Here is an 18,819-nt window from a genome sequence, read left to right as displayed (position 1 = left end):
GGGAATTCGCCTCACCCGAATGGGTTCCCCGACAGCTCTCGCTCAGCCGAGCTGGCTGACCAATGCCGGCACCATCAGGCTCGCCCCAATGCCCATCAACACCCCAAACGCGATGCGCCGCGTGGTGGTGGGAGAGAAGGGCGGCGGAAACCGCCGTCCCAGCACCGTGGCCAGCACCACCACAGGCACGGCAATGGCAGCCTGCAGGCAGATCTGCGCGTCGAGCTGGCCCTGCCAGGCCGAGAAGAGGGTGCGCACGCTGGAGGTCACGGTAAAGACCAGGATCAGCGCGCAGCGGATCTCCACCGGCTTCATGGGCTGGCGGTAGAACTGGAAAATTAGCGGCGGGCCGGACACGCCGAACATACCGCTCAGCAGGCCGCCGAATATGCCGCTCACGAGAAAGCTGCTATCGCCGGAGCGTCGCGGCAGCGGCTCGGGGCGCAGCGCCGCGCTCAGGCCGCCATACAGGATCACTGCGCCAAGCAGCAACTGCAGCAGCGTGGCCGCGGTGCTGCTGAGATAGTCGAGCAGCAGCACGCCGGCAACCACGGACGGCAGGATGCCGATGGCCGCGGCAAACACCGCGCGCCAGTCGATATGCTGCATCTTGCCCGGCAGTGCGAACGCACTGTTGGCCAGCGTCACCAGGCTCACCACGGCAGCCACCGTGGCCACCGGCGCGAGGCCCAGCCCGCTGGTCGCGCCCATCACGATCATGCCGAGCCCGAAACCCGTCACCGTCTGAAAATACGTTCCCGCGCCAAGCAGGGCCTGCAGGCCCAGCACGGGCATCAACAATTCCAGCTTCATGCTGCCGCCTGCTCTCCGGATGATGGTTGCTGCGCCGAGGCGGCTTGTGCCTGCACGACGGTGACAGCGATGACATGGAACACATCCTCTGCGCTGCAACCGCGCGAAAGGTCGTTAGCCGGCCTCCTGAGCCCCTGCAGCATCGGGCCGATGGCCTTGGCGCCGCCGAGCCGTTCGGCCAGCTTGTAGCCGATATTGCCGGCTTCGAGATTCGGAAAGACCAGCACGTTGGCATGGCCGCCCACTTGGGAGTGAGGAATTTTGCGCTCGGCAATCTCGGCGACGATGGCGGCGTCGAGCTGCACATCGCCATCGATGGCGAGGCCCGGCCGCTGCGCGCGCACGCGCTCCGTGGCTGCGACGACCTTGTCGACGGCCGCATGCTTCGCGCTGCCGCAGGTCGAAAACGACAGCATCGCCACACGCGGATCTTCATTGAGCAGCGAGCGTGCGCTGTCTGACGCGGCTATGGCGATCTCGGATAGCTCCTCGGCATCGGGGTCCACCACGAGCCCGCAATCGGAAAAGATCAGCCCGCCCTTGAGCGCGTGGAACGGCTCGCACAGCATCATCAGGAAAAAGCTCGAAACCAGCCGGAATCCGGGCGCCAGACCGATCAGCTGGATCGCGTTGCGCACCACGTCTGCGGTGGTGTGGACCGCGCCGGCTACTGAACCGTCGGCATGGCCTTGTCGCACCATCAGGTTGGCGAAGCACAGCGGATCGAGCACCGCTTGCCGCGCCTGATCGAGCGTCATGCCCTTCTTCTGGCGCATCGCGTAGAGCGCCTGCGCGAAAGAGGGCGTCAGCGCCGATGTGGCCGGATCGACAATGGTCATGCGCGGGAGATCGATGCCCTGGTTTGCCGCTGCATCGGTGATACGCGCCGCGTTGCCCACCAGGATGACCTGCGCAATGCCCTCGCGCGCAGCGCGTTCGGCTGCCTGCAGGATGCGCGGATCCTCGCCCTCGCACAGGACGATGCGACGGGGCGCGGCGCGCGCGCGATCGATGATGCGGAGGATGGGTTTCATGGCGGGTGGCTCGGTAAGACTGAAAAAAGGGCCAGCGATCAGCGCTATGCCCTTGGTGTTATCGCCCTCTCCCGCAAGCGGGAGAGGGCGCACCCGATCGCGAACGATAGGGCGCAGCTTCGATCAGACTCGATCAGACGTAGTCCTTGTACTTGTCCAGGTAGCGCACCGGCTTGGACAGCGCGTCGCGGCGGAACGGGTCGCCGAGTTCACGCGTGCACAGCACTTCGATGATCGTGGTCTTGCCGTGGTTCATCTGCAGGTCGATGGCGCGCTTCAGTGCCGGGCCCACGTCTTCCAGGCGATCCACCACGATGCCTTCCGCGCCCATGGCCTTGGCGATGGCGGCGAAGCTCTGGTTGTCGAGCTCGCCGGCGACGAAGCGGCGGTTGTAGAAGTCCACCTGGTTCTTCTTCTCCGCGCCCCACTGGCGGTTGTGGAAGACCACAGCCGTCACCGGGATGTTGTGGCGCACGCAGGTCATGGTTTCCATCAGGCTCATGCCCCAGGCGCCGTCACCGGCGTACGAGACGGCCGGACGGTGCGGTGCCGCTACTTTGGCGCCGATGATGGTCGGGAACGCATAACCGCAATTGCCCCAGCTCATCGCCGCGAAGAAGCTGCGCGGCTTTTCGAAGCGCAGGTAGCTGTTGGCGACTGAGTTGATGTTGCCGATGTCGGTCGACACCATCACGTCGGCTGGCATGGCCTTTTCGAGTTCACGCAGCACCTGGCGCGGGTGCAGGTACGTGCCGCCGTTGAAGGTGCGCTCGTTCTTCTGCTCCTCGATCATGTCCAGGCTGTACGGATCGCGCTCGTGCGTCCAACCGTCCAGTTCCTTTTCCCATGCGGCCTTTTCGTTGGCGATTTCCGTGGCGCGGCCGTCGCGGCTGCTGTCGCAGGCAAGCGTGCGGTTGGCCAGGCGCTGCGTGAGCGCAATGGCGGCAGCCTTGGCGTCGCCGCAGATGCCCACCGAGATCTTCTTCACCAGGCCCAGCATCTTGTGATCGGCGTCGATCTGGATGATCTTCGCGTTCTTCGGCCAGTAGTCCATGCCGTGCTGCGGCAGCGTGCCGAACGGCCCGAGGCGCGAGCCCAGTGCGATCACCACGTCGGCGCGCGAGATCAGCTTCATTGCAGCCTTCGAACCCTGGTAGCCCAGCGGACCGCACCACAGCGGGTGGCTGGCGGGGAACGAGTCGTTGTGCAGGTAGCTGTTGACCACCGGCGCGCCCAGACGCTCGGCCAGTGCCTTGCATTCCTCGATGGCATCGGCCATCACCACGCCGCCGCCCGAGATGATCACGGGGAACTTGGCCTGTGCCAGCAGCTCGGCCGCTTCGTTCAGGCTCTGTTCGCCGCCGGGGCCGCGGTCCAGGCGCTGCGGCTTCGGAATCTCGACATTGACCTTGCCGTAGAAGTAGTCACGCGGGATGTTGAGCTGGGTCGGGCCCATTTCGGCCAGCGCGCGGTCGAAGCAGCGGCCGGTGAACTCGGCCATGCGCTGCGGATGCGTGACGTGGCCCTGGTACTTGGTGAACTCCTGGAACATCGGCAGTTGCTTGGCTTCCTGGAAGCCGCCCAGGCCGATGCCGGTGGTGCCGGCTTCGGGCGTGACGATCACGACCGGGCTATGCGCCCAGTACGCGGCAGCGATGGACGTCACGCAGTTCGAGATGCCGGGACCGTTCTGGCCGATCACCACGCCATGGCGGCCCGACACGCGAGCATAGCCGTCAGCCATATGGCCAGCACCCTGTTCATGCACGACCGGGATAAGACGAATGCCGGCCGGGGCGAAGATGTCCATGGCGTCCATGAACGCGGAGCCCATGATGCCGAACATCTCGGTCACGCCATTGGCGACCATGGTCTCCACGAACGCTTCGGACGGCGTCATGGTCTGGGGGCCGGCTGGCACCTGGGTCTCGGTGGCCGAGCCACCGGAAACGGCGGGCTGCGTAGTCGTGTCGAGGTCGCGCATGGGGTGTCTCCTGTGTGACGTAATAAGTGGAACGATTCGTTCCAGAAACTGTTTGGTGAGGGAAATGTAGGCGGAGAACAGCCCGTGGTCAATAGGAAGTTTTAGTTTTTGGAATGTTTGGAATCAAAAAACGAGACGAATCGTCATAAAAGTGATTTTAAGTTAACTTTTTATAATAGGGGTGGCAGATCGTCAATGCGGCTTTGCCAGCGCGAGCGTCCATGTCTGGACAAAGTCGGGTTCCGCGCTGGGCCTTCCTATATACTTTCAGTGTGCTAACAAAATGGTGAGTGCTATGGGTCCAAGAACGAAGCGCGGTGCGGCCGCGGACGACAGCGCGCCGGTGTCGGCGGTCGAGCCCGAAAGCGATCCCGCCAAGGAACTGCTGTGGGCGCGGCCGGGTTTCCTGGTGCGGCGGCTGCACCAGATCCACGTTGCGATGTTCTTCGAGGAGTGCAAGTCGCCCAACATCACGCCGGTGCAGTACGCGATCCTGACGGTGTTGTCGGTGCTGCCCGGGCTGGACCAGACCTCGCTCGGTCAGGAAGTTGGGCTGGACCGCACGACCACGGCGGACGTGGTGCGTCGGCTCGAAGAGCGCGGCCTGCTGGAGCGCCGCGACAACCCGGCGGACCGCCGCACGCGGCATGTCTACCTGACCAAGGAGGGCCGGAGCGTGGTGACGGCGCTGCGCGCCGATATGGCGCGCGCGCAGGAGCGTATGCTGGCGCCGCTGAAGCCGGCCCAGCGCGAAGTGTTCATGGACCTGCTGGCTACGCTGGTGGAGGCGAACAACCAGTACAGCCGCACGGTGTTGCGCAGCATGTAAGGCAAGAAGCGGCGAATGTCGGCCAAAAATGACAATGCGGGCGCAAGGCCCGCCTTGTGCTTTCCGCGGATGTCAGACCGGATAGACCAGATCGTTGGCGATGATCGTGGTGTCGTAGATCACCTGGCGTTCACGTAGCAGCAGCCCGTTCCCCGTGCGTTGAAAGCGGTCGTGATAGGTGCCCGCCATATGCATGGTGGTAGGGCCTTCCACCAGCGTCTGCAGCAGCAAGAAGTTGGACTGCGCCACGATGTCGCCGTCAGCAGTCTCGTCGGTGACGCGCGTGTTGGTCACGAGATGCAGGTTGTAGCGCGGCGCGAACATCTGCGTGTTGGCGATGGCCGCAGCGCGATCGCGCATCATGCCGATGCCTTCGGCATAGACGAGGCCCACGGGCAGGTTGAGTTCGGCGTTTTCGCGGGCCGTGATGCGGTAGAGCGCGTCTTCGGTGAAGAAGCGCGGCCACTGCTCGACCAGGCCTGCGTCGAGCACCGCGCAGTATTCCGCGTGGAAATTCTCGATCTCGAGCCGCAGTTCGATGGCGCGCGCCGCGCCAAGCTTGCTTTCGCGATAGACAGCGTAGTACATCGGTTTCATCGTTCAGAACCCCATCACGCCGCGGTAGTACTGGTACATGGCCCGGATCGCCGATTCCGAGATCAGCGAATTCGACGTGCCCACATGGTTGGCATCGAGCTTGAGCACGTTGACGTCCGTGGTCGAGCGGCGCACGCCTTCCTGCACGAACTTCATCGCCTCGTTGTCCTCCAGCCCGAGGAAGCCGGCCGGCCCCATCAGGTTGCCCTGGCGCAGGCGGTGCTGGGTCATTTCCTCGGTGTCGTCTTCGTAGCCAAACATGGTCCACAGCATCAGCATGCTGTCGGGGCCGTTGGGGACGATGTGGCGCACGCCCAGCGTGTTCATCTCGCGCTGCACGATCAGGTTCGGCCAGATGGTCTGCATGGTGACGGACCACGGCGAGTCGAATTCCTTCACGTACTCCAGGAAACGCTCGTCTTCGAGCCGCATGCCTTCGTGGTAAGAGCGCATCTCCTTCTTGTTTTCGTCGCTGACGGCCGCGTACTTGTCTTCCTTCTTGGCCGATGCCATGGTGCCGTGGCGGCCATGCACGGAGTCGGCGATCATCGCGGACTCGTTGCCCGCGACGAGCAGGCCGAACACCACGAGGAACGAGTGCAGCAGCGTGGCGTGGTAGGGATCCTTCAGGTTCTCGTGGTACATCTTCCAGTTGCACGGCAGCTCATTCTTGTAGTACCCGAGCACCTTGAGCGGCTTGCCGTTGAACACGACGTCGAAGTCCTTGAGGATCTCCGGCGTCATGTACTCCTCCAGGCTTTCCATGTTGTCCGCATAGGAGGCGAAGATCACGCCGTTGCGCGTGGCCACGTTCAGCTTTACGAGCCCGTGGTCCTCGTTGCGGAAGTCCTTCGGCATGCCGCCCGCGCGGTTCACGCCACGCTTGAACGGCACGCCCTGAAGGTTGCCCTTGAGGTCATAGGACCATTGGTGATAGGGGCAGACGAACTCCTTCGTATTGCCCTGGCTGTGGCGGCAGAACTCCGCGCCGCGGTGCGCGCAGCGGTTTTCGAACACATTGATCGAGCCATCTTCGGCGCGCGACACCACAACCGGCGTGGCGCCGACATAGGAGCGCTTGTAGTCGCCCGCATTGGGGATTTCCGCTTCGAGCGCGACGTAGTTCCACGAGCGGCCGCGGAAGATCTTTTCGAGTTCGAGGTCATACACGGACTGGCTCGTGTAGACCCAGTCCGGGATGAAGTGCAGGCCATCTTCGGGCCAGCGGCAGTCGCCCAGCTCGGTGTCCTTGCGTCCCAGCTTGTGCTGGATCACCGCTTGTGTCTGGTACATGGGTGTTCCTTTCAGTTTGTGGTGAGGCTCGCGGTCCGGCTGGAGATCTCCGCCTGTACCTCGCGTACGATCTGGCGCAGGGGCAGGGCGGCGTCGCACAGGCGGGCCAGGTGTTCGTTGACGGGCAAGTCGAAGAGCGCGCGTAGCTGGCGCAGATCTCCGCCCGCATTGACGGCGATGGCATGGCGCAGGCAGCCGTCCAGCGTGCCAAGCAGCATGGACTTCGGGCTTGCCGCGCCGCTGGCCGGCATGTCGCGCCATACGTAGCGCATGCCGGGAAGGGCGGCGCCGAGCATCTGCACGTTGCAGCCGAACTGGTCGGTCCAGAACCACGGGGTGGCAGCCAGTGCGGCCTGCAAGCCGAGCATGGACGTGGCGGCAATGCGGGCCTGCTCATTGGCCGATTGCCACGATTCCATGCGCATCTCGGCGCCAAACAGCGGCTGGAACTGGCTGGCGCAATCGCCGGCGGCATAGATGTTCGGCACGCTGGTGCGGCCTTGTTCATCGATCTGGATGCCGCCGTTGCCGGGATGCAGTGCAAGCCCTGCGATTGCGGCAAGTTCAGTGTTGGGGGTCAGCCCGATGGCTACGACGAGCACCGGTATGTGCCACGTGGTGCCATCCGCCAGCCGTACCTGCACGCCTTGCGCCTGCGGCTCGATCGCGGTAATCCTGCAGCCAAGCCTGAGGTCCACGCCCCGTGCGCGGACGCGCTGTGCTAGCCAGTCGCTCAACTCGGCCGGCGCCGCGCGAGCGAGCAACCTGTCGGCGCTCTCAAGAATGGTTACCTTCAAACCAAGGTCGACTGCAGTGGACGCCGTTTCCAGCCCCAGGAAACCGCCGCCGATCACGAGGACCTCATCGGCGCCCTGCATCGCTTCGCGCAAGCGAGCTGCGTCGTCCAGCGTGCGCAGGTAATGGACGTTAGGCGTGCCGGCTGGCAAGTGGGGCAGCGTGCGCGCGCGGCCGCCGGTGGCGAGCAGGCAGGCGTCGAAGCGGATCTCGCTGCCGTCCGTGCAGGTGGCAACGCTGCGCGCGGCGTCGATGGCGCTCACGGTGGTGCATAGGCGCAGTTCGATGTCGCGCTCCGCATAGAAGCCGGCGGGATGCACGCCAACCTGGCCTTGCTGGCTGGCATCGGCCAGCACCGCCTTGGAGAGCGGGGGCCGCTCGTACGGTGCATGCCGCTCGCCGCCGACCATGACAATGCGCTCGGCATGGCCCAGCTTGCGCAACTCCGCTGCGGCCATGGCACCGGCCTGGCCAGCGCCGATGATAAGGATGGGGGTTTGCGTTGACATGTACTGCCTCGTCACAGCTCGACCCACACCCGCCTGTCTTCGAACTTGACCGGGTAGGTGCGGATGTCGGTGCTGGCTGGCGCGCACATGGCCTTGCCGGTGCGGATGTCGAAGCGGCCCTGGTGCAATGGGCATTCGATGCAGCCATCTTCCAGGTAGCCGTCGGACAGCAGCGCGTACTGGTGCGTGCAGACGTTGTCGGTGACGAAGTACTCGTCGTCGCTACGGTAGACGGCCAGCTGGCGTTCACCGAGGTTGAGCGGCATCACTTCGTCGTTCTGCAGCGTGCCGACGTTGTCGATTTCAATCCATGCCATGGAGGTTCTCCGTTACTTATCTGTCAGTACACTGACTATAACGGTCAGTGTACTGATGTTTTATGTGGGAACTATCCGCGTTAACCCTGTCCGGTGCCGGCGGCGCCGGATTGGACTGTGCGGGGGGTCGGAACGATGGGGCGTGAGGCAGGGCGGTTTTTCCACCGCGCCTCGATTTCGCCCATGACGCCGCGCCGGAACGTGAGCACGCAAACCACGAAGATCAGCCCGGTGACCATGCTGACGGATTCGCCGAGCGAGTCGAACCAGGGGATGCCGGTCAGCGAAGCGAGCGCGGTGCCGGCATCGCCAAGCTTGTTCTCCAGTGCAACGATGACGAGAGCGCCGACGATGGGGCCCGAAAGCGTTCCCATGCCCCCAACGAGCGTCATCAGGATCACGGCGCCCGACATCATCCAGTGGACATCCGTCAGCGTCGCAAAGCCGAGCACCAGCGTCTTGAGTGCGCCGGCCAGGCCTGCAAGCGCTGATGACAGCACGAACGCCAGCAGCTTGAAACGATCCGCATCATAGCCAAGCGAGATTGCCCGCGGCTCGTTCTCCTTGATCGCGCGCAGGATCTGCCCGAACGGCGAATTGACGATGCGCATGATGCCGAGGAACGCCGCCGCCGTGATGGCCAGTACCAGGTAATACGTGGTCATGTCCGGCTCCAGCGAGACCACGCCGAACAGGCTGCCGCGCGGCACTGCCTGCAAGCCGTCTTCGCCGCCGGTGACGGGCGCCTGCAGGCAGAAGAAGTAGAACATCTGCGCGAGCGCCAGCGTGATCATCGCGAAGTAGATGCCTTGTCTGCGTATAGCGAGTGCGCCAAAGGCCAGGCCGAGCAGCGCGCCGAATGCTGTGCCCAACAGCAAGCCGAGTTCGGGCGTGACATGCAGCGACTTCATCGCATAGCCGCAGGCATAGGCCGCGCCGCCGAAGAAGGCCGCATGGCCGAACGACAACAGCCCGGTGAAGCCCAGCAGCAGGTTGAAGGCGCAGGCGAACAGCGCGAAGCACAGCAGCTTCATCACCAGCACCGGATAGGCGCCCAGGAACGGGGCTGCCACCAGGACCGCGAGCAGCAGCCCGTAAGCGAACGTGGCGCGGTTGTCGCGTGCCGTCATCATGCTTCCTTTCCAAAGAGACCGGCCGGGCGCACCAGCAGCACGCAAACCATGGCCACGAACACGACCGTGGCCGAAGCCTCGGGGTAGAACACCTTGGTGAGGCCTTCGAACACGCCGAGGCCAAGGCCCGTGAAGATCGATCCGAGGATGGAGCCCATGCCGCCGATCACCACGACCGCAAAGACGGTGATGATCAGGTTCTGGCCCATCAGCGGGGACACCTGCATTACCGGGGCGGCGAGCACGCCGGCCAGCGCGGCCAGCCCCACGCCGAACGCATAGGTCAGTGTCACCAGCAGCGGTACGTTGATGCCGAACGCTTCGACAATGCGCGGATTCTCGGTGCCGGCACGCAGGTAGGAACCGAGCCGTGTCTTCTCGATCATGTACCAGGTCGCAAAGCACACGGCCAGCGACGCCAGTACGACCCACGCGCGGTAGTTGGGCAGCACCATGAAACCCAGCGACGTCGCGCCCGTGAGCGCTTCCGGTGTTGGGTAAGGCAGGCCCGAAACGCCGTAGGCGGAACGCAGCAATCCTTCCAGTAGCAGGCAGATGCCCAGCGTCAGCAGCAGTCCGTAGAGATGGTCGAACCGGTACAGGTGGCGCAACATGGTGCGCTCCAGCACCACGCCGATGGCGCCGGTCGCCAGCGGCGCGAGCAGCAGCATCAGCCAATAGTTGAGGCCGAGGTAGTTCATGCCCATCCACGCCAGCACTGCGCCGAGCATGAACAGCGCACCATGGGCAAAGTTGATCACGTTGAGCAGGCCGAAGATCACGGCCAGGCCCAGACTCAGGATCGCGTAGAACGACCCGTTCACCAGTCCCAGCAAGAGCTGACTAAGCAGCGCCGGCAGGGGCACTCCGAACAATTCCATTGGCAAATCTCCTTACACGCCGAGCAGTGCGTTAAGCGTCGGCATCTTGCGTTCCAGCTCCGCCGATTCGAATGCCTCCACAATGGCGCCGTGCTCCATCACATAGAAGCGGTCAGCCAGCGGCGCGGCGAAGCGGAAGTTCTGTTCGACCATCACGATGGTGTAGCCGCGCCGGCGCAGCATGGTGATCATCTTCGCGAGCTTCTGCACGATGACCGGCGCGAGGCCCTCCGAGATTTCATCGAGTAGCAGTACGCTAGCGCCCGTGCGCAGGATCCGCGCGACCGCCAGCATCTGCTGCTCCCCGCCCGACATACGCGTGCCCTGGCTCTTACGCCGTTCGAGCAGGTTCGGGAACATCTCGTAGATTTCGCCGACTGTCATGGGCTCGCGCAGGCCAACTGCGCCGGCCGAGCGCGGGAACTCGGGCGGCAGGAGCAGGTTTTCCTCGCAAGACAGGCTCGAGAAGATGGCGCGCTCTTCCGGGCAGTAGCCGAGTCCGAGCGGCGCGATGCGGTGCGTCTTCATCGTGACGGTCTCCTGGCCATGCACGCGCACCGAGCCCTTGCGCTGGCCCACCAGGCCCATGATCGCGCGCAGGGTAGTGGTGCGGCCCGCGCCGTTGCGGCCCAGCAGCGTGACGACCTCGCCGGCATTCACCGTGAGATCAACGCCATGCAGGATGTGCGATTCGCCGTACCAGGCGTGGAGGTCGCGGATTTCCAGTGCAGGTATCGTGGCCTGGGTCATGCGGCCTCCGCACGGACGTGAAGGTCGTCGGCCTCGTCGGTGGTTCCCATATACGCTTCTTTCACCTGAGGGTCGTTCGAGACTTCCTGATAGCTGCCTTCGGCCAGAACTGCGCCGCGCTGGAGCACGGTGATGCGATCGACGATGGAGGAGACCACGCTCATGTTGTGCTCGACCATCAGCACCGTGCGTCCCGCCGAGACACGTTTGATGAGCGCTGTGACCGTTTCCACGTCTTCGTGCCCCATGCCTTGCGTCGGTTCGTCAAGCAGCATCAGTTCCGGGTCCATCGCCAGCGTGGTGGCGATCTCCAGCGCACGCTTGCGGCCATAGGCCAGCTCGGCGGTCGGCAGTCGTGCGAAGCTCGCCAGTCCCACTGCATCGAGCAGTTCCATGGCGCGCGCATCCAGTCTCGACAGCGACCGCTTGCTGCGCCAGAAGTGATAAGCCGTTCCGAGCTTGTGCTGCAGCGCCACGCGCACGTTCTCGAGCACGGTCAGTTGCGGAAACACTGCCGAGATCTGGAACGAGCGGATCACGCCCATGCGAGCGATGTGCGCAGGCCGCAGGGCGGTGATATCGGTACCGTTGAAGTGGATCGAACCCGAAGAGGGCGCGTGGAACTTAGTCAGCAGGTTGAAGCAAGTGGTCTTGCCCGCGCCGTTCGGGCCGATCAGTGCATGGATCGACCCGCGGCGCACGCGCAGGCTGACATCGCTCACGGCCGTGAAGCCCTTGAAGCTCTTGGTCAGGCCGCGCGTCTGCAGGATAACGTCGTTGTCGGACATGGCGCTCACTTCTTCACCAGCGCGCACTCGCTGGCCGACAGCGGGCGGAATGCCTCGTCGCCAGGGATGGTCGCAATGTACTTGACCAGGTCCCACGGGCCCTTTGATTCGGCTGGGGTCTTGGCCTGCGCGAGGTACATGTCATGCACCATTCGGCCGTCTGCGCGCACCTTGCCGTTGTGCACGAAGGCGTCGTTGACGGGCAGCGCGCGCATTTTGTCGGCGACGGCCGGACCATCGACTGTCTTGGCCGCTTCCACTGCCTTCAGGTAGTGCAGCACGCCGGAGTAGACACCGATCTGGCCGTGCGTCGGGTAGGCCTTGTGGCGCTTGTAGTAGCGCTCGACGAAGTCTTTGGATTTCTCATCCAGGTCCAGGCGGAACGGGTCCACATAGGTCAGACCCTGCGCGGTGTTCAGGCCCAGGCTTTTGATATCAGTGATGAACGTGGACGGCGTGATGACGGTCTGGCCGGCCTTGACCAGGCCGAATTCCCCGGCGGCTTTCACGCCGTTGATCATGTCGTTGCCGGCGTTGGCGAGCACCACGACTTTGGCCTTGGACGCCGACGCTGCCACCACCGGGCTGCTGAAGTCGCTGGCGTTGAGCGGATGCTTGGTGCTGCCCACGTTCTTGCCGCCGCTGACATCCACCGCCTTGCGGAAGTCGGCTTCGAGCGACTGCCCAAACGCATAGTCAACCGTGATGTAGTACCAGCTGTTGCGGCCCTGGTCGATCATTCGTTTGACCAGCGGATACGACACCGAATACGTGTCCCATGCCCAGTGAAAGCCCGTGGGCGAGCAGTTCTGGTTGGTCAACGCCATCGCGCCGCCGGTCGAGACGATGTCGATTTTCTGTTTTTGCTTCGCGACTTCCTGCACGGCCAGTGCCGTCGACGAGTTCGGGAAGTCGATCACCATATCGACACCATCTGTGTCGAACCAGCGGCGAGCCAGCGACGAGGCGATGTCGGCCTTGTTCTGGTGGTCGGCCGAGAGGACCAAAACTGGCTTGCCCAGCGCTTTGCCGCCGAATTCCTCCACCGCCATCTGGGCGGCCAGCACGGAGCCCTTGCCGGAGAGGTCGGCATACGACCCCGACATATCGGTAATGACGCCGATTTTCACGCCATTGGCATCAGCCCAGGCGGGTGCGGCAGCAGCGAGGCCCAGCAGGGCCGTGGATACGGCAATTGTGCGGACGGTGCGAGTGTTTGACATGTGGGGCTCCCGGTTGTCTTCGTGGATGATCCGTGTGGGTGCGATGGTTATGGCTGGCGGTGCCCCGGCACCATCGCCGCGCCCGGACACTCGGTCATGAAATCAGTATGCTGACGATGTGGCGGAAAAGAGGGGGCGGATGACTCCGCCCCTTCACGGGTCCGCGTGCGGTTCAGGTGGACAGGTCGCGACCGCGCGTCTCCGGCACGAACAGCATGCCGATCACGAATGCAGTGCCCGCGATGATCACCGGATACCAAAGCCCGTAGTAGACGTCGCCGCTCGATACATTCATCGCCGTGACGACGAAGGACAGCATGCCGCCGACCCAGCCCGCACCCAGGTGGAAGGGCAGGGACAGCGAGGTGTAGCGCACGCGTGCCGGGAACAGTTCGACCATGAACGCGGCCATCGGCCCGTACACCATCGCGAGGTACAGGATGGGCACGAGCAGCAGCAGGAACAGCATCGGCATGTTGATGTGCGCCGGATCGGCACGTTCGGGCCAGCCGGCTGCGACGAGCGCTTGCTTGATTGCGTCGCGGTCAAAGCCCTGCAGCGCTTGCGCGCCGATGCGGATTTCGGCCTTCGCATCGCTGGCGGGCACGAAGGTGTAGCCCACGCCAAGGTCGGTCAGGTAGCCGCGGATCTTGTCGCAGTCGGACACCGGATCACCGAACAGACGCGCTTTGCAGTTGCCTGCGGTGACCTGCACGCTTCCCTGCTTCTGGAAGTGTTCGAGCGCCGGATTGGCGTAGTGCGTCAGGCCCTGGAAGATGGGCTGAATCGTGAGCGCCGCCAGCAAGCAGGCCACCATCATGATGTACTTGCGGCCGATGCGATCCGACAGCCAGCCGAAGAACAGGTAGCAAGGCGTGGCTACAACCAGTGCGATGGCGATCAGCATGTGCACCGTCTCGATCGGCACATGCAGCGTCTTGTTCACGAAGAACATCGTGTAGAAGTGGCCCGTGCCGAAAATCGCACCAAGGCCGGCTGCCACCACGAACAGCAGCAGCACGAACTTGAGGTTGTGCCATTGCGTGAAGCTCTCGCGGATCGGCGCCTTCGATGTCGCGTTGCCGGCCTTCATGCGCGCAAACACTGGCGATTCGTGCAGCTTGCCGCGGATGTACACCGATATCACCAGCATCACCAGCGACACGATGAACGGAATGCGCCAGCCCCAGGCACGGAATTCCGCCTCGGTCAGGAACGTCTTGAGCAGATACACCACGAACAGCGACGACAGCAGGCCCAGGGTCGCCGTGGTCTGCAGCGAACTTGTGTACAGGCCGCGCTTGCTCACCGGCGAATGCTCGGCCACGTAGGTGACCGCGCCGCCCACCTCGCCGCCGAGCGCGAGGCCCTGCAACAACCGCAGCAGCACCAGCAGCACGGTGGCTGCGATGCCGATCTGCTCGTAGGTGGGCAGCACGCCAACGCCGACCGTGGCAATGCCCATCAGCAGGATGGTGACGAGAAAGGTGTACTTGCGGCCGATTAGGTCGCCCAGACGACCGAACAGCAGTGCGCCAACGGGGCGGATCAGGAAGCCGGCGCCGAACGTCGCGAGGCTGGCGAGGAAGGCGGCGGTTTCATTGCCCTTCGGGAAGAACAGGGCGCCGAAGTAAACCGCCAGCGCAGCGTAGATGTAAAAGTCGTACCACTCCATCAGCGCACCGAAGGAGGAGGCAAGGATGACCTTGCGTTCTTCGGCGGTCATGCCGGAAGCGGAGGCGCGCGCTTCATCGCGGGTCAGGCTCATAGTCATGGCGGGGGTCCTATGGTGAAGCCAGTTGTCTCATTTGTCTTTTCTTCTTCCCGGATGGTGCAAAGCAGCGAGCCACTTGGCTGCCGACAGCCCGGTTGCGAGCCACTGTGCATGCTTCCGGTGCATCAGTCAGTATGCTGATGAGAAACGCAGTATGCTGAGCAAAATGCGGGCCAGAACACAGAACCCTGATTCGCTGCGATCGCTGTTTTTAAATGCTTTGCTAATATCGTCAGCATACTGAGCATATGGGGCAGTGTACTGAGCGTGTTGGGCCATCGTTATAGGTGTTAACCCTCCGGATCTCCTGGCTGGACTTTTGAAATTTCGCTGTCTAGAATCCGCAATTAGTCAGTGTACTGAATAAATGACGCCGCGCCCCGGCAGAAGCGTTCGGCGCACGGTAGTCCCTCATCAGGAGCCCCCGCAGCATGACGACAGTGAAGAAGATTGCCCTGGAAGAGCATTTCATGACCCCAGGTTTCCAGGCCTATTCAAAGGGATTTACGCAACATATCGACCCGGCGGTCTTTGCCGACCTCGGTCGCCGGCTTGCCGATTTTGACGAGCTGCGCCTCGCGGAAATGGATCGCGCGGGCATCGATATCACCGTGCTGTCGCAGACGGGGCCGGGCGTACAGGGCGAAGCCGATTCCGAACTTGCGGTGGCGCGCGCGCAGCAGAGCAATGACTTCCTGGCCGAACAGATTGCGCGCCATCCCACGCGCTTCGCGGGCTTTGCTGCACTGCCCATGCACGACCCCGAACTGGCCGCCAGGGAACTCGAGCGCACGGTGCGTGAGCTCGGTTTCAAAGGCTCGCTGGTGAATGGGCACACGCACGGGCGCTACTACGACGATCCGGCCTACGACGCATTCTGGGAGCGCATGCAATCGCTCGACGTGCCGATGTACCTGCATCCGACCGATGCCTTTGTGAAGCCGCAGGTATTGAACGGCCATCCAGAACTCGATGGTGCCGCGTGGGGCTGGGGCGTGGAAACTGCATCGCATGCGCTGCGCCTGCTGTTTGGCGGCGTGTTCGACCGCTTCCCGCGCCTGAAGATCATCCTCGGCCATATGGGGGAAGGGCTGCCGTTCCAGCGCTGGCGCTTTGACAGCCGCTTTGCGGTCTATTCGCACGGCGTGCGGCTCGCGCGCGCGCCGTCGGAGTACATCGGCAGCAATATCGTGATCACTACATCCGGCGTGTGCTCGCACGGTGCGCTGGCCGGCGCGATTGCCGAAATGGGGCCGGAAGCAGTGATGTTCTCGGTCGACTATCCCTACGAATCCACCGAGGTTGCGGCGAAGTTCATCGAGGAAGCGCCGCTCGACGACACGACGCGTGCGCTGGTTTGCCACGGCAACGCGCAACGCATTCTGAAGCTGTAATCGCACTACGCAAGGACACCCATGCAAAAAGTCTTTCGCATCGGCCAGATCGTGCCGAGCTCCAACACCACGATGGAAACCGAGATCCCGGCCATGCTGACCGCACGGCAGCAGATCCGCCCCGAACGGTTCACCTTCCATTCGAGCCGCATGCGCATGAAGAAGGTGGTCAAGGAAGAACTGGCCGCGATGGATGCCGAATCCGATCGCTGCGCCGTCGAGCTTTCCGATGCGCGCGTCGACGTGCTCGGCTATGCCTGCCTGGTTGCGATCATGGCGATGGGCCACGGCTACCACCGCAAGTCCGAGCAGCGCCTGAAAGCGCACACGACTGAGAACGGCGGCGATGCGCCGGTGATTACCAGTGCTGGCGCGCTGGTCGATGCACTGAAGGTGATCGGTGCGAAGCGTATCGCTGTTGTCGCGCCGTACATGAAGCCGCTGACCGAACTGGTCGTCGACTACATCCGCAATGAGGGTTATGAAGTCGTCGACTACCGGGCGCTCGAGATTCCGGACAACCTGGAAGTCGGTCGCCACGATCCGGCGAAGCTGCCCGCTATCGTTGCGCAGATGAACATTGCCGATGTCGATGCCATCGTGCTGTCGGCGTGCGTGCAGATGCCTTCGCTGCCGGCTGTGGCGAAGGTCGAAGCGATGACCGGCAAGCCGGTGATCACCGCGGCCATTGCCACGACCTACGCCATGCTTCGCGCGCTGGACCTCGAGCCGGTCGTGCCGGGCGCCGGTGCGCTGCTGTCCGGCGCCTACTGAGGCCTGCGCCGTGAGCACCTTCCTCTACGGCGGCAATGTCAATGCCAACGGCATCCGCCAGCATTACCTGCGCTATGGCGGCAACGATGGCGAACGGGCATCGCGCGATGCCGTGATCATCGTGCCGGGCATCACGAGCCCGGCTATTACGTGGGGCTTCGTCGGCGAGCAGTTCGGCCAGCGCTTCGATACCTATGTGCTGGATGTACGCGGCCGTGGGTTGTCTGAGGCCAGCGACACGCTCGACTACAGCCTCGATGCACAAGCCGCTGACGTGATCGCGTTCGCGCAAGCATTGGGCCTACAGCGCTATGCCATCGTTGGTCATTCGATGGGCGGTCGCATTGGCGTGCGTGCCGCGCGCCAGCATCCAGCAGGACTCACGCGTCTGGTAATGGTCGATCCGCCTGTCTCCGGCCCCGGCCGACGCGCCTATCCCGCGCAACTGCCGTGGTACATCGATTCGATCTGCCTTGCCCGCGCAGGTATCGACGCCGAAGGCATGCGCCGCTTCTGCCCGACGTGGACCGAAGATCAGTTGCGCCTGCGCGCCGAATGGCTGCACACGTGCGACGAGCGCGCCATCCTCGCCAGCTTCAATGGCTTTCACGAAGACGACATCCACGCGGACCTGCCGCACGTGAAGGTACCCACGCTGCTGATGACCGCCGGGCGTGGCGACGTGGTGCGCGCCGAAGACGTCGAGGAAATCCGCAAGCTCGTGCCCGGCATACTGGTGAGCCACGTGGCCGATGCGGGCCACATGATTCCGTGGGACGACGAGGCCGGCTTCTACCGTGCCTTCGGCGATTTCCTCAGTGCGCCGCTGCTTTGATGAACGCCTGCCACCCACCCCGTCACGCAAGGAGCCGACATGCCGGTCAGCGACCATCAGATGATCGAAGCCTGGACCCAGGTGCTCAAGCTGTCGAAGCTCGAGCGAGGGCAGACGGTAACCATCCTCACCGGCGCCGCCACGCACCCGCAGACCCTGTCCACCGCGTTGATCGCGACGCAGGCAATGGGTGCGATCGTGAACCGGCTGGACTTGCCGCCCGTCAACGGTGAAAAGGCGCTGAGCCGCGATGCATTGGCCTATCTCGGCACCACGCCGCTGACTGGCAACCGTGCCGCCATTTCGGCGCTGAAAGCCAGCGACCTCGTGCTGGACCTGATGACGCTGCTGTTCTCGCCCGAGCAGCACGACATCCTGAAAGGCGGCACCAAGATCCTGCTCGCTGTCGAGCCCCCCGAGGTGCTGGCGCGCATGGTGCCGACCGAGGCTGACCGAGAGCGCGTGAAGGCGGCCACCGAGCGGCTGGGCCGCGCGAAGGCAATGCATGTGGTATCGGCTGCGGGCACCAGCCTGCATTGCCCGCTTGGCGAGTTCCCCGCCATCAGCGAGTACGGCTTCGTCGACGAGCCCGGACGCTGGGACCACTGGCCCAGCGGCTTCGTGCTGACGTGGCCGAATGAAGGAGGAGCCAGCGGCACCATCGTGCTCGATCGCGGCGACATCCTGCTGCCGCAGAAGACGTACGTCACCGAACCGGTCACGCTGACAGTCGAGAATGGCTTCGCCACGCGCATCGAAGGCGGCCTGCACGCAGAAATGCTCAGCGAGTATATGGCCTCGTTCAAGGACCCGGAGGCCTATGCGATCTCGCACATTGGCTGGGGCCTGCAGCCACGTGCGCACTGGGCGACGCTGGGGCTTTACGATCGCGAAGCGACCATCGGCATGGATGCACGCGCGTTCGAGGGCAATTTCCTGTTCTCGCTCGGTCCCAACAACGAGGCCGGCGGGCAGCGCACCACGACCTGCCATATCGATATCCCGCTGCGCCGCTGCACTGTACGGCTCGACGGCGAGGACGTGGTGGCCGAAGGGAAGGTCACGGACGGCTTCCAGTACCCGAAGGAGTAGTCCC

18 protein-coding genes are annotated in these 18,819 nt (G+C 63.8%); 5 read left to right on the top strand and 13 right to left on the bottom strand.

What is annotated here, in order from left to right:
• Positions 1–42 precede the first annotated feature (42 nt).
• The 3 genes from K2O51_RS02510 to xsc all read right to left on the bottom strand — a co-directional run bounded on the left by K2O51_RS02510 (position 43) and on the right by xsc (position 3,747).
• Complete coding sequence (locus K2O51_RS02510; protein WP_220630449.1) at positions 43–813, bottom strand: sulfite exporter TauE/SafE family protein; 771 nt, start codon at positions 811–813, stop codon at positions 43–45.
• Entirely contained in the window at positions 810–1,847 is a 1,038-nt protein-coding gene (gene pta / locus K2O51_RS02505) for a phosphate acetyltransferase (protein WP_140951327.1), read from the bottom strand. Before pta ends, K2O51_RS02510 begins: the two co-directional genes overlap by 4 nt.
• A 133-nt stretch (positions 1,848–1,980) precedes the next feature.
• Entirely contained in the window at positions 1,981–3,747 is a 1,767-nt protein-coding gene (gene xsc, locus K2O51_RS02500) for a sulfoacetaldehyde acetyltransferase (protein WP_041680409.1), read from the bottom strand.
• 379 nt (positions 3,748–4,126) lie between these two features.
• On the opposite strand from xsc, the gene K2O51_RS02495 reads away from it, so the two are divergent.
• Entirely contained in the window at positions 4,127–4,660 is a 534-nt protein-coding gene (locus K2O51_RS02495; protein ID WP_011299899.1) for a MarR family winged helix-turn-helix transcriptional regulator, read from the top strand.
• Positions 4,661–4,732: 72 nt separating this feature from the next.
• Here the strand turns inward: K2O51_RS02495 and K2O51_RS02490 are convergent, their stop codons facing one another.
• The 10 genes from K2O51_RS02490 to K2O51_RS02445 form a co-directional block, all read right to left on the bottom strand.
• Positions 4,733–5,248 carry an aromatic-ring-hydroxylating dioxygenase subunit beta gene (locus tag K2O51_RS02490; protein WP_373460964.1) on the bottom strand — a complete coding sequence of 172 codons (516 nt, stop codon included), beginning with the start codon at positions 5,246–5,248 and terminating at the stop codon, positions 4,733–4,735.
• Positions 5,249–5,260: 12 nt separating this feature from the next.
• Positions 5,261–6,550 (bottom strand): aromatic ring-hydroxylating dioxygenase subunit alpha, encoded by a 1,290-nt coding sequence (locus tag K2O51_RS02485; RefSeq protein WP_220630448.1) that lies wholly within the window; start codon positions 6,548–6,550, stop codon positions 5,261–5,263.
• Between the two features lie 11 nt (positions 6,551–6,561).
• A complete protein-coding gene (locus K2O51_RS02480; protein ID WP_220630447.1) occupies positions 6,562–7,854 on the bottom strand; it encodes an NAD(P)/FAD-dependent oxidoreductase in 1,293 nt (430 codons plus the stop codon).
• 11 nt (positions 7,855–7,865) lie between these two features.
• The gene (locus K2O51_RS02475; RefSeq protein ID WP_011299903.1) at positions 7,866–8,171 is read right to left on the bottom strand and encodes a non-heme iron oxygenase ferredoxin subunit; all 306 of its coding nucleotides are present in this window, start codon (positions 8,169–8,171) and stop codon (positions 7,866–7,868) included.
• 80 nt (positions 8,172–8,251) lie between these two features.
• Positions 8,252–9,301 carry a branched-chain amino acid ABC transporter permease gene (locus K2O51_RS02470; RefSeq protein WP_220630649.1) on the bottom strand — a complete coding sequence of 350 codons (1,050 nt, stop codon included), beginning with the start codon at positions 9,299–9,301 and terminating at the stop codon, positions 8,252–8,254.
• A complete protein-coding gene (locus K2O51_RS02465; RefSeq protein WP_011299905.1) occupies positions 9,301–10,185 on the bottom strand; it encodes a branched-chain amino acid ABC transporter permease in 885 nt (294 codons plus the stop codon). The genes K2O51_RS02470 and K2O51_RS02465 overlap by 1 nt, the downstream gene beginning before the upstream one ends.
• A gap of 12 nt (positions 10,186–10,197) precedes the next feature.
• A complete protein-coding gene (locus K2O51_RS02460; RefSeq protein ID WP_011299906.1) occupies positions 10,198–10,935 on the bottom strand; it encodes an ABC transporter ATP-binding protein in 738 nt (245 codons plus the stop codon).
• A complete protein-coding gene (locus tag K2O51_RS02455; RefSeq protein WP_011299907.1) occupies positions 10,932–11,723 on the bottom strand; it encodes an ABC transporter ATP-binding protein in 792 nt (263 codons plus the stop codon). The genes K2O51_RS02460 and K2O51_RS02455 overlap by 4 nt, the downstream gene beginning before the upstream one ends.
• A gap of 5 nt (positions 11,724–11,728) precedes the next feature.
• Positions 11,729–12,946, bottom strand: a complete 1,218-nt coding sequence (locus tag K2O51_RS02450) for an ABC transporter substrate-binding protein (protein WP_220630446.1) — start codon at positions 12,944–12,946, stop codon at positions 11,729–11,731.
• 172 nt (positions 12,947–13,118) lie between these two features.
• Positions 13,119–14,720, bottom strand: a complete 1,602-nt coding sequence (locus tag K2O51_RS02445) for an MFS transporter (protein ID WP_220630445.1) — start codon at positions 14,718–14,720, stop codon at positions 13,119–13,121.
• Between the two features lie 431 nt (positions 14,721–15,151).
• On the opposite strand from K2O51_RS02445, the gene K2O51_RS02440 reads away from it, so the two are divergent.
• From K2O51_RS02440 to K2O51_RS02425, 4 genes are read left to right on the top strand one after another with little or no spacing between them, the layout of a single operon-like run.
• Entirely contained in the window at positions 15,152–16,114 is a 963-nt protein-coding gene (locus K2O51_RS02440) for an amidohydrolase family protein (RefSeq protein ID WP_011299910.1), read from the top strand.
• Between the two features lie 21 nt (positions 16,115–16,135).
• A complete protein-coding gene (locus K2O51_RS02435) occupies positions 16,136–16,888 on the top strand; it encodes a maleate cis-trans isomerase family protein (protein WP_011299911.1) in 753 nt (250 codons plus the stop codon).
• Positions 16,889–16,898: 10 nt separating this feature from the next.
• Positions 16,899–17,723, top strand: coding sequence for an alpha/beta fold hydrolase (locus tag K2O51_RS02430; RefSeq protein ID WP_220630444.1), 825 nt, complete (start codon positions 16,899–16,901; stop codon positions 17,721–17,723).
• Between the two features lie 39 nt (positions 17,724–17,762).
• Positions 17,763–18,815, top strand: coding sequence for a 2,5-dihydroxypyridine 5,6-dioxygenase NicX family protein (locus K2O51_RS02425; protein ID WP_011299913.1), 1,053 nt, complete (start codon positions 17,763–17,765; stop codon positions 18,813–18,815).
• The last annotated feature ends 4 nt before the right edge of the window (positions 18,816–18,819 follow it).

The sequence above is a fragment of the Cupriavidus pinatubonensis genome, from assembly GCF_019602855.1.
In the GTDB taxonomy this organism is placed as follows: Bacteria; Pseudomonadota; Gammaproteobacteria; order Burkholderiales; family Burkholderiaceae; genus Cupriavidus; species Cupriavidus pinatubonensis.
The sequence above is the reverse complement of the archived record's forward strand: the minus strand, read 5'-3'. Positions and strand labels throughout refer to the sequence as shown.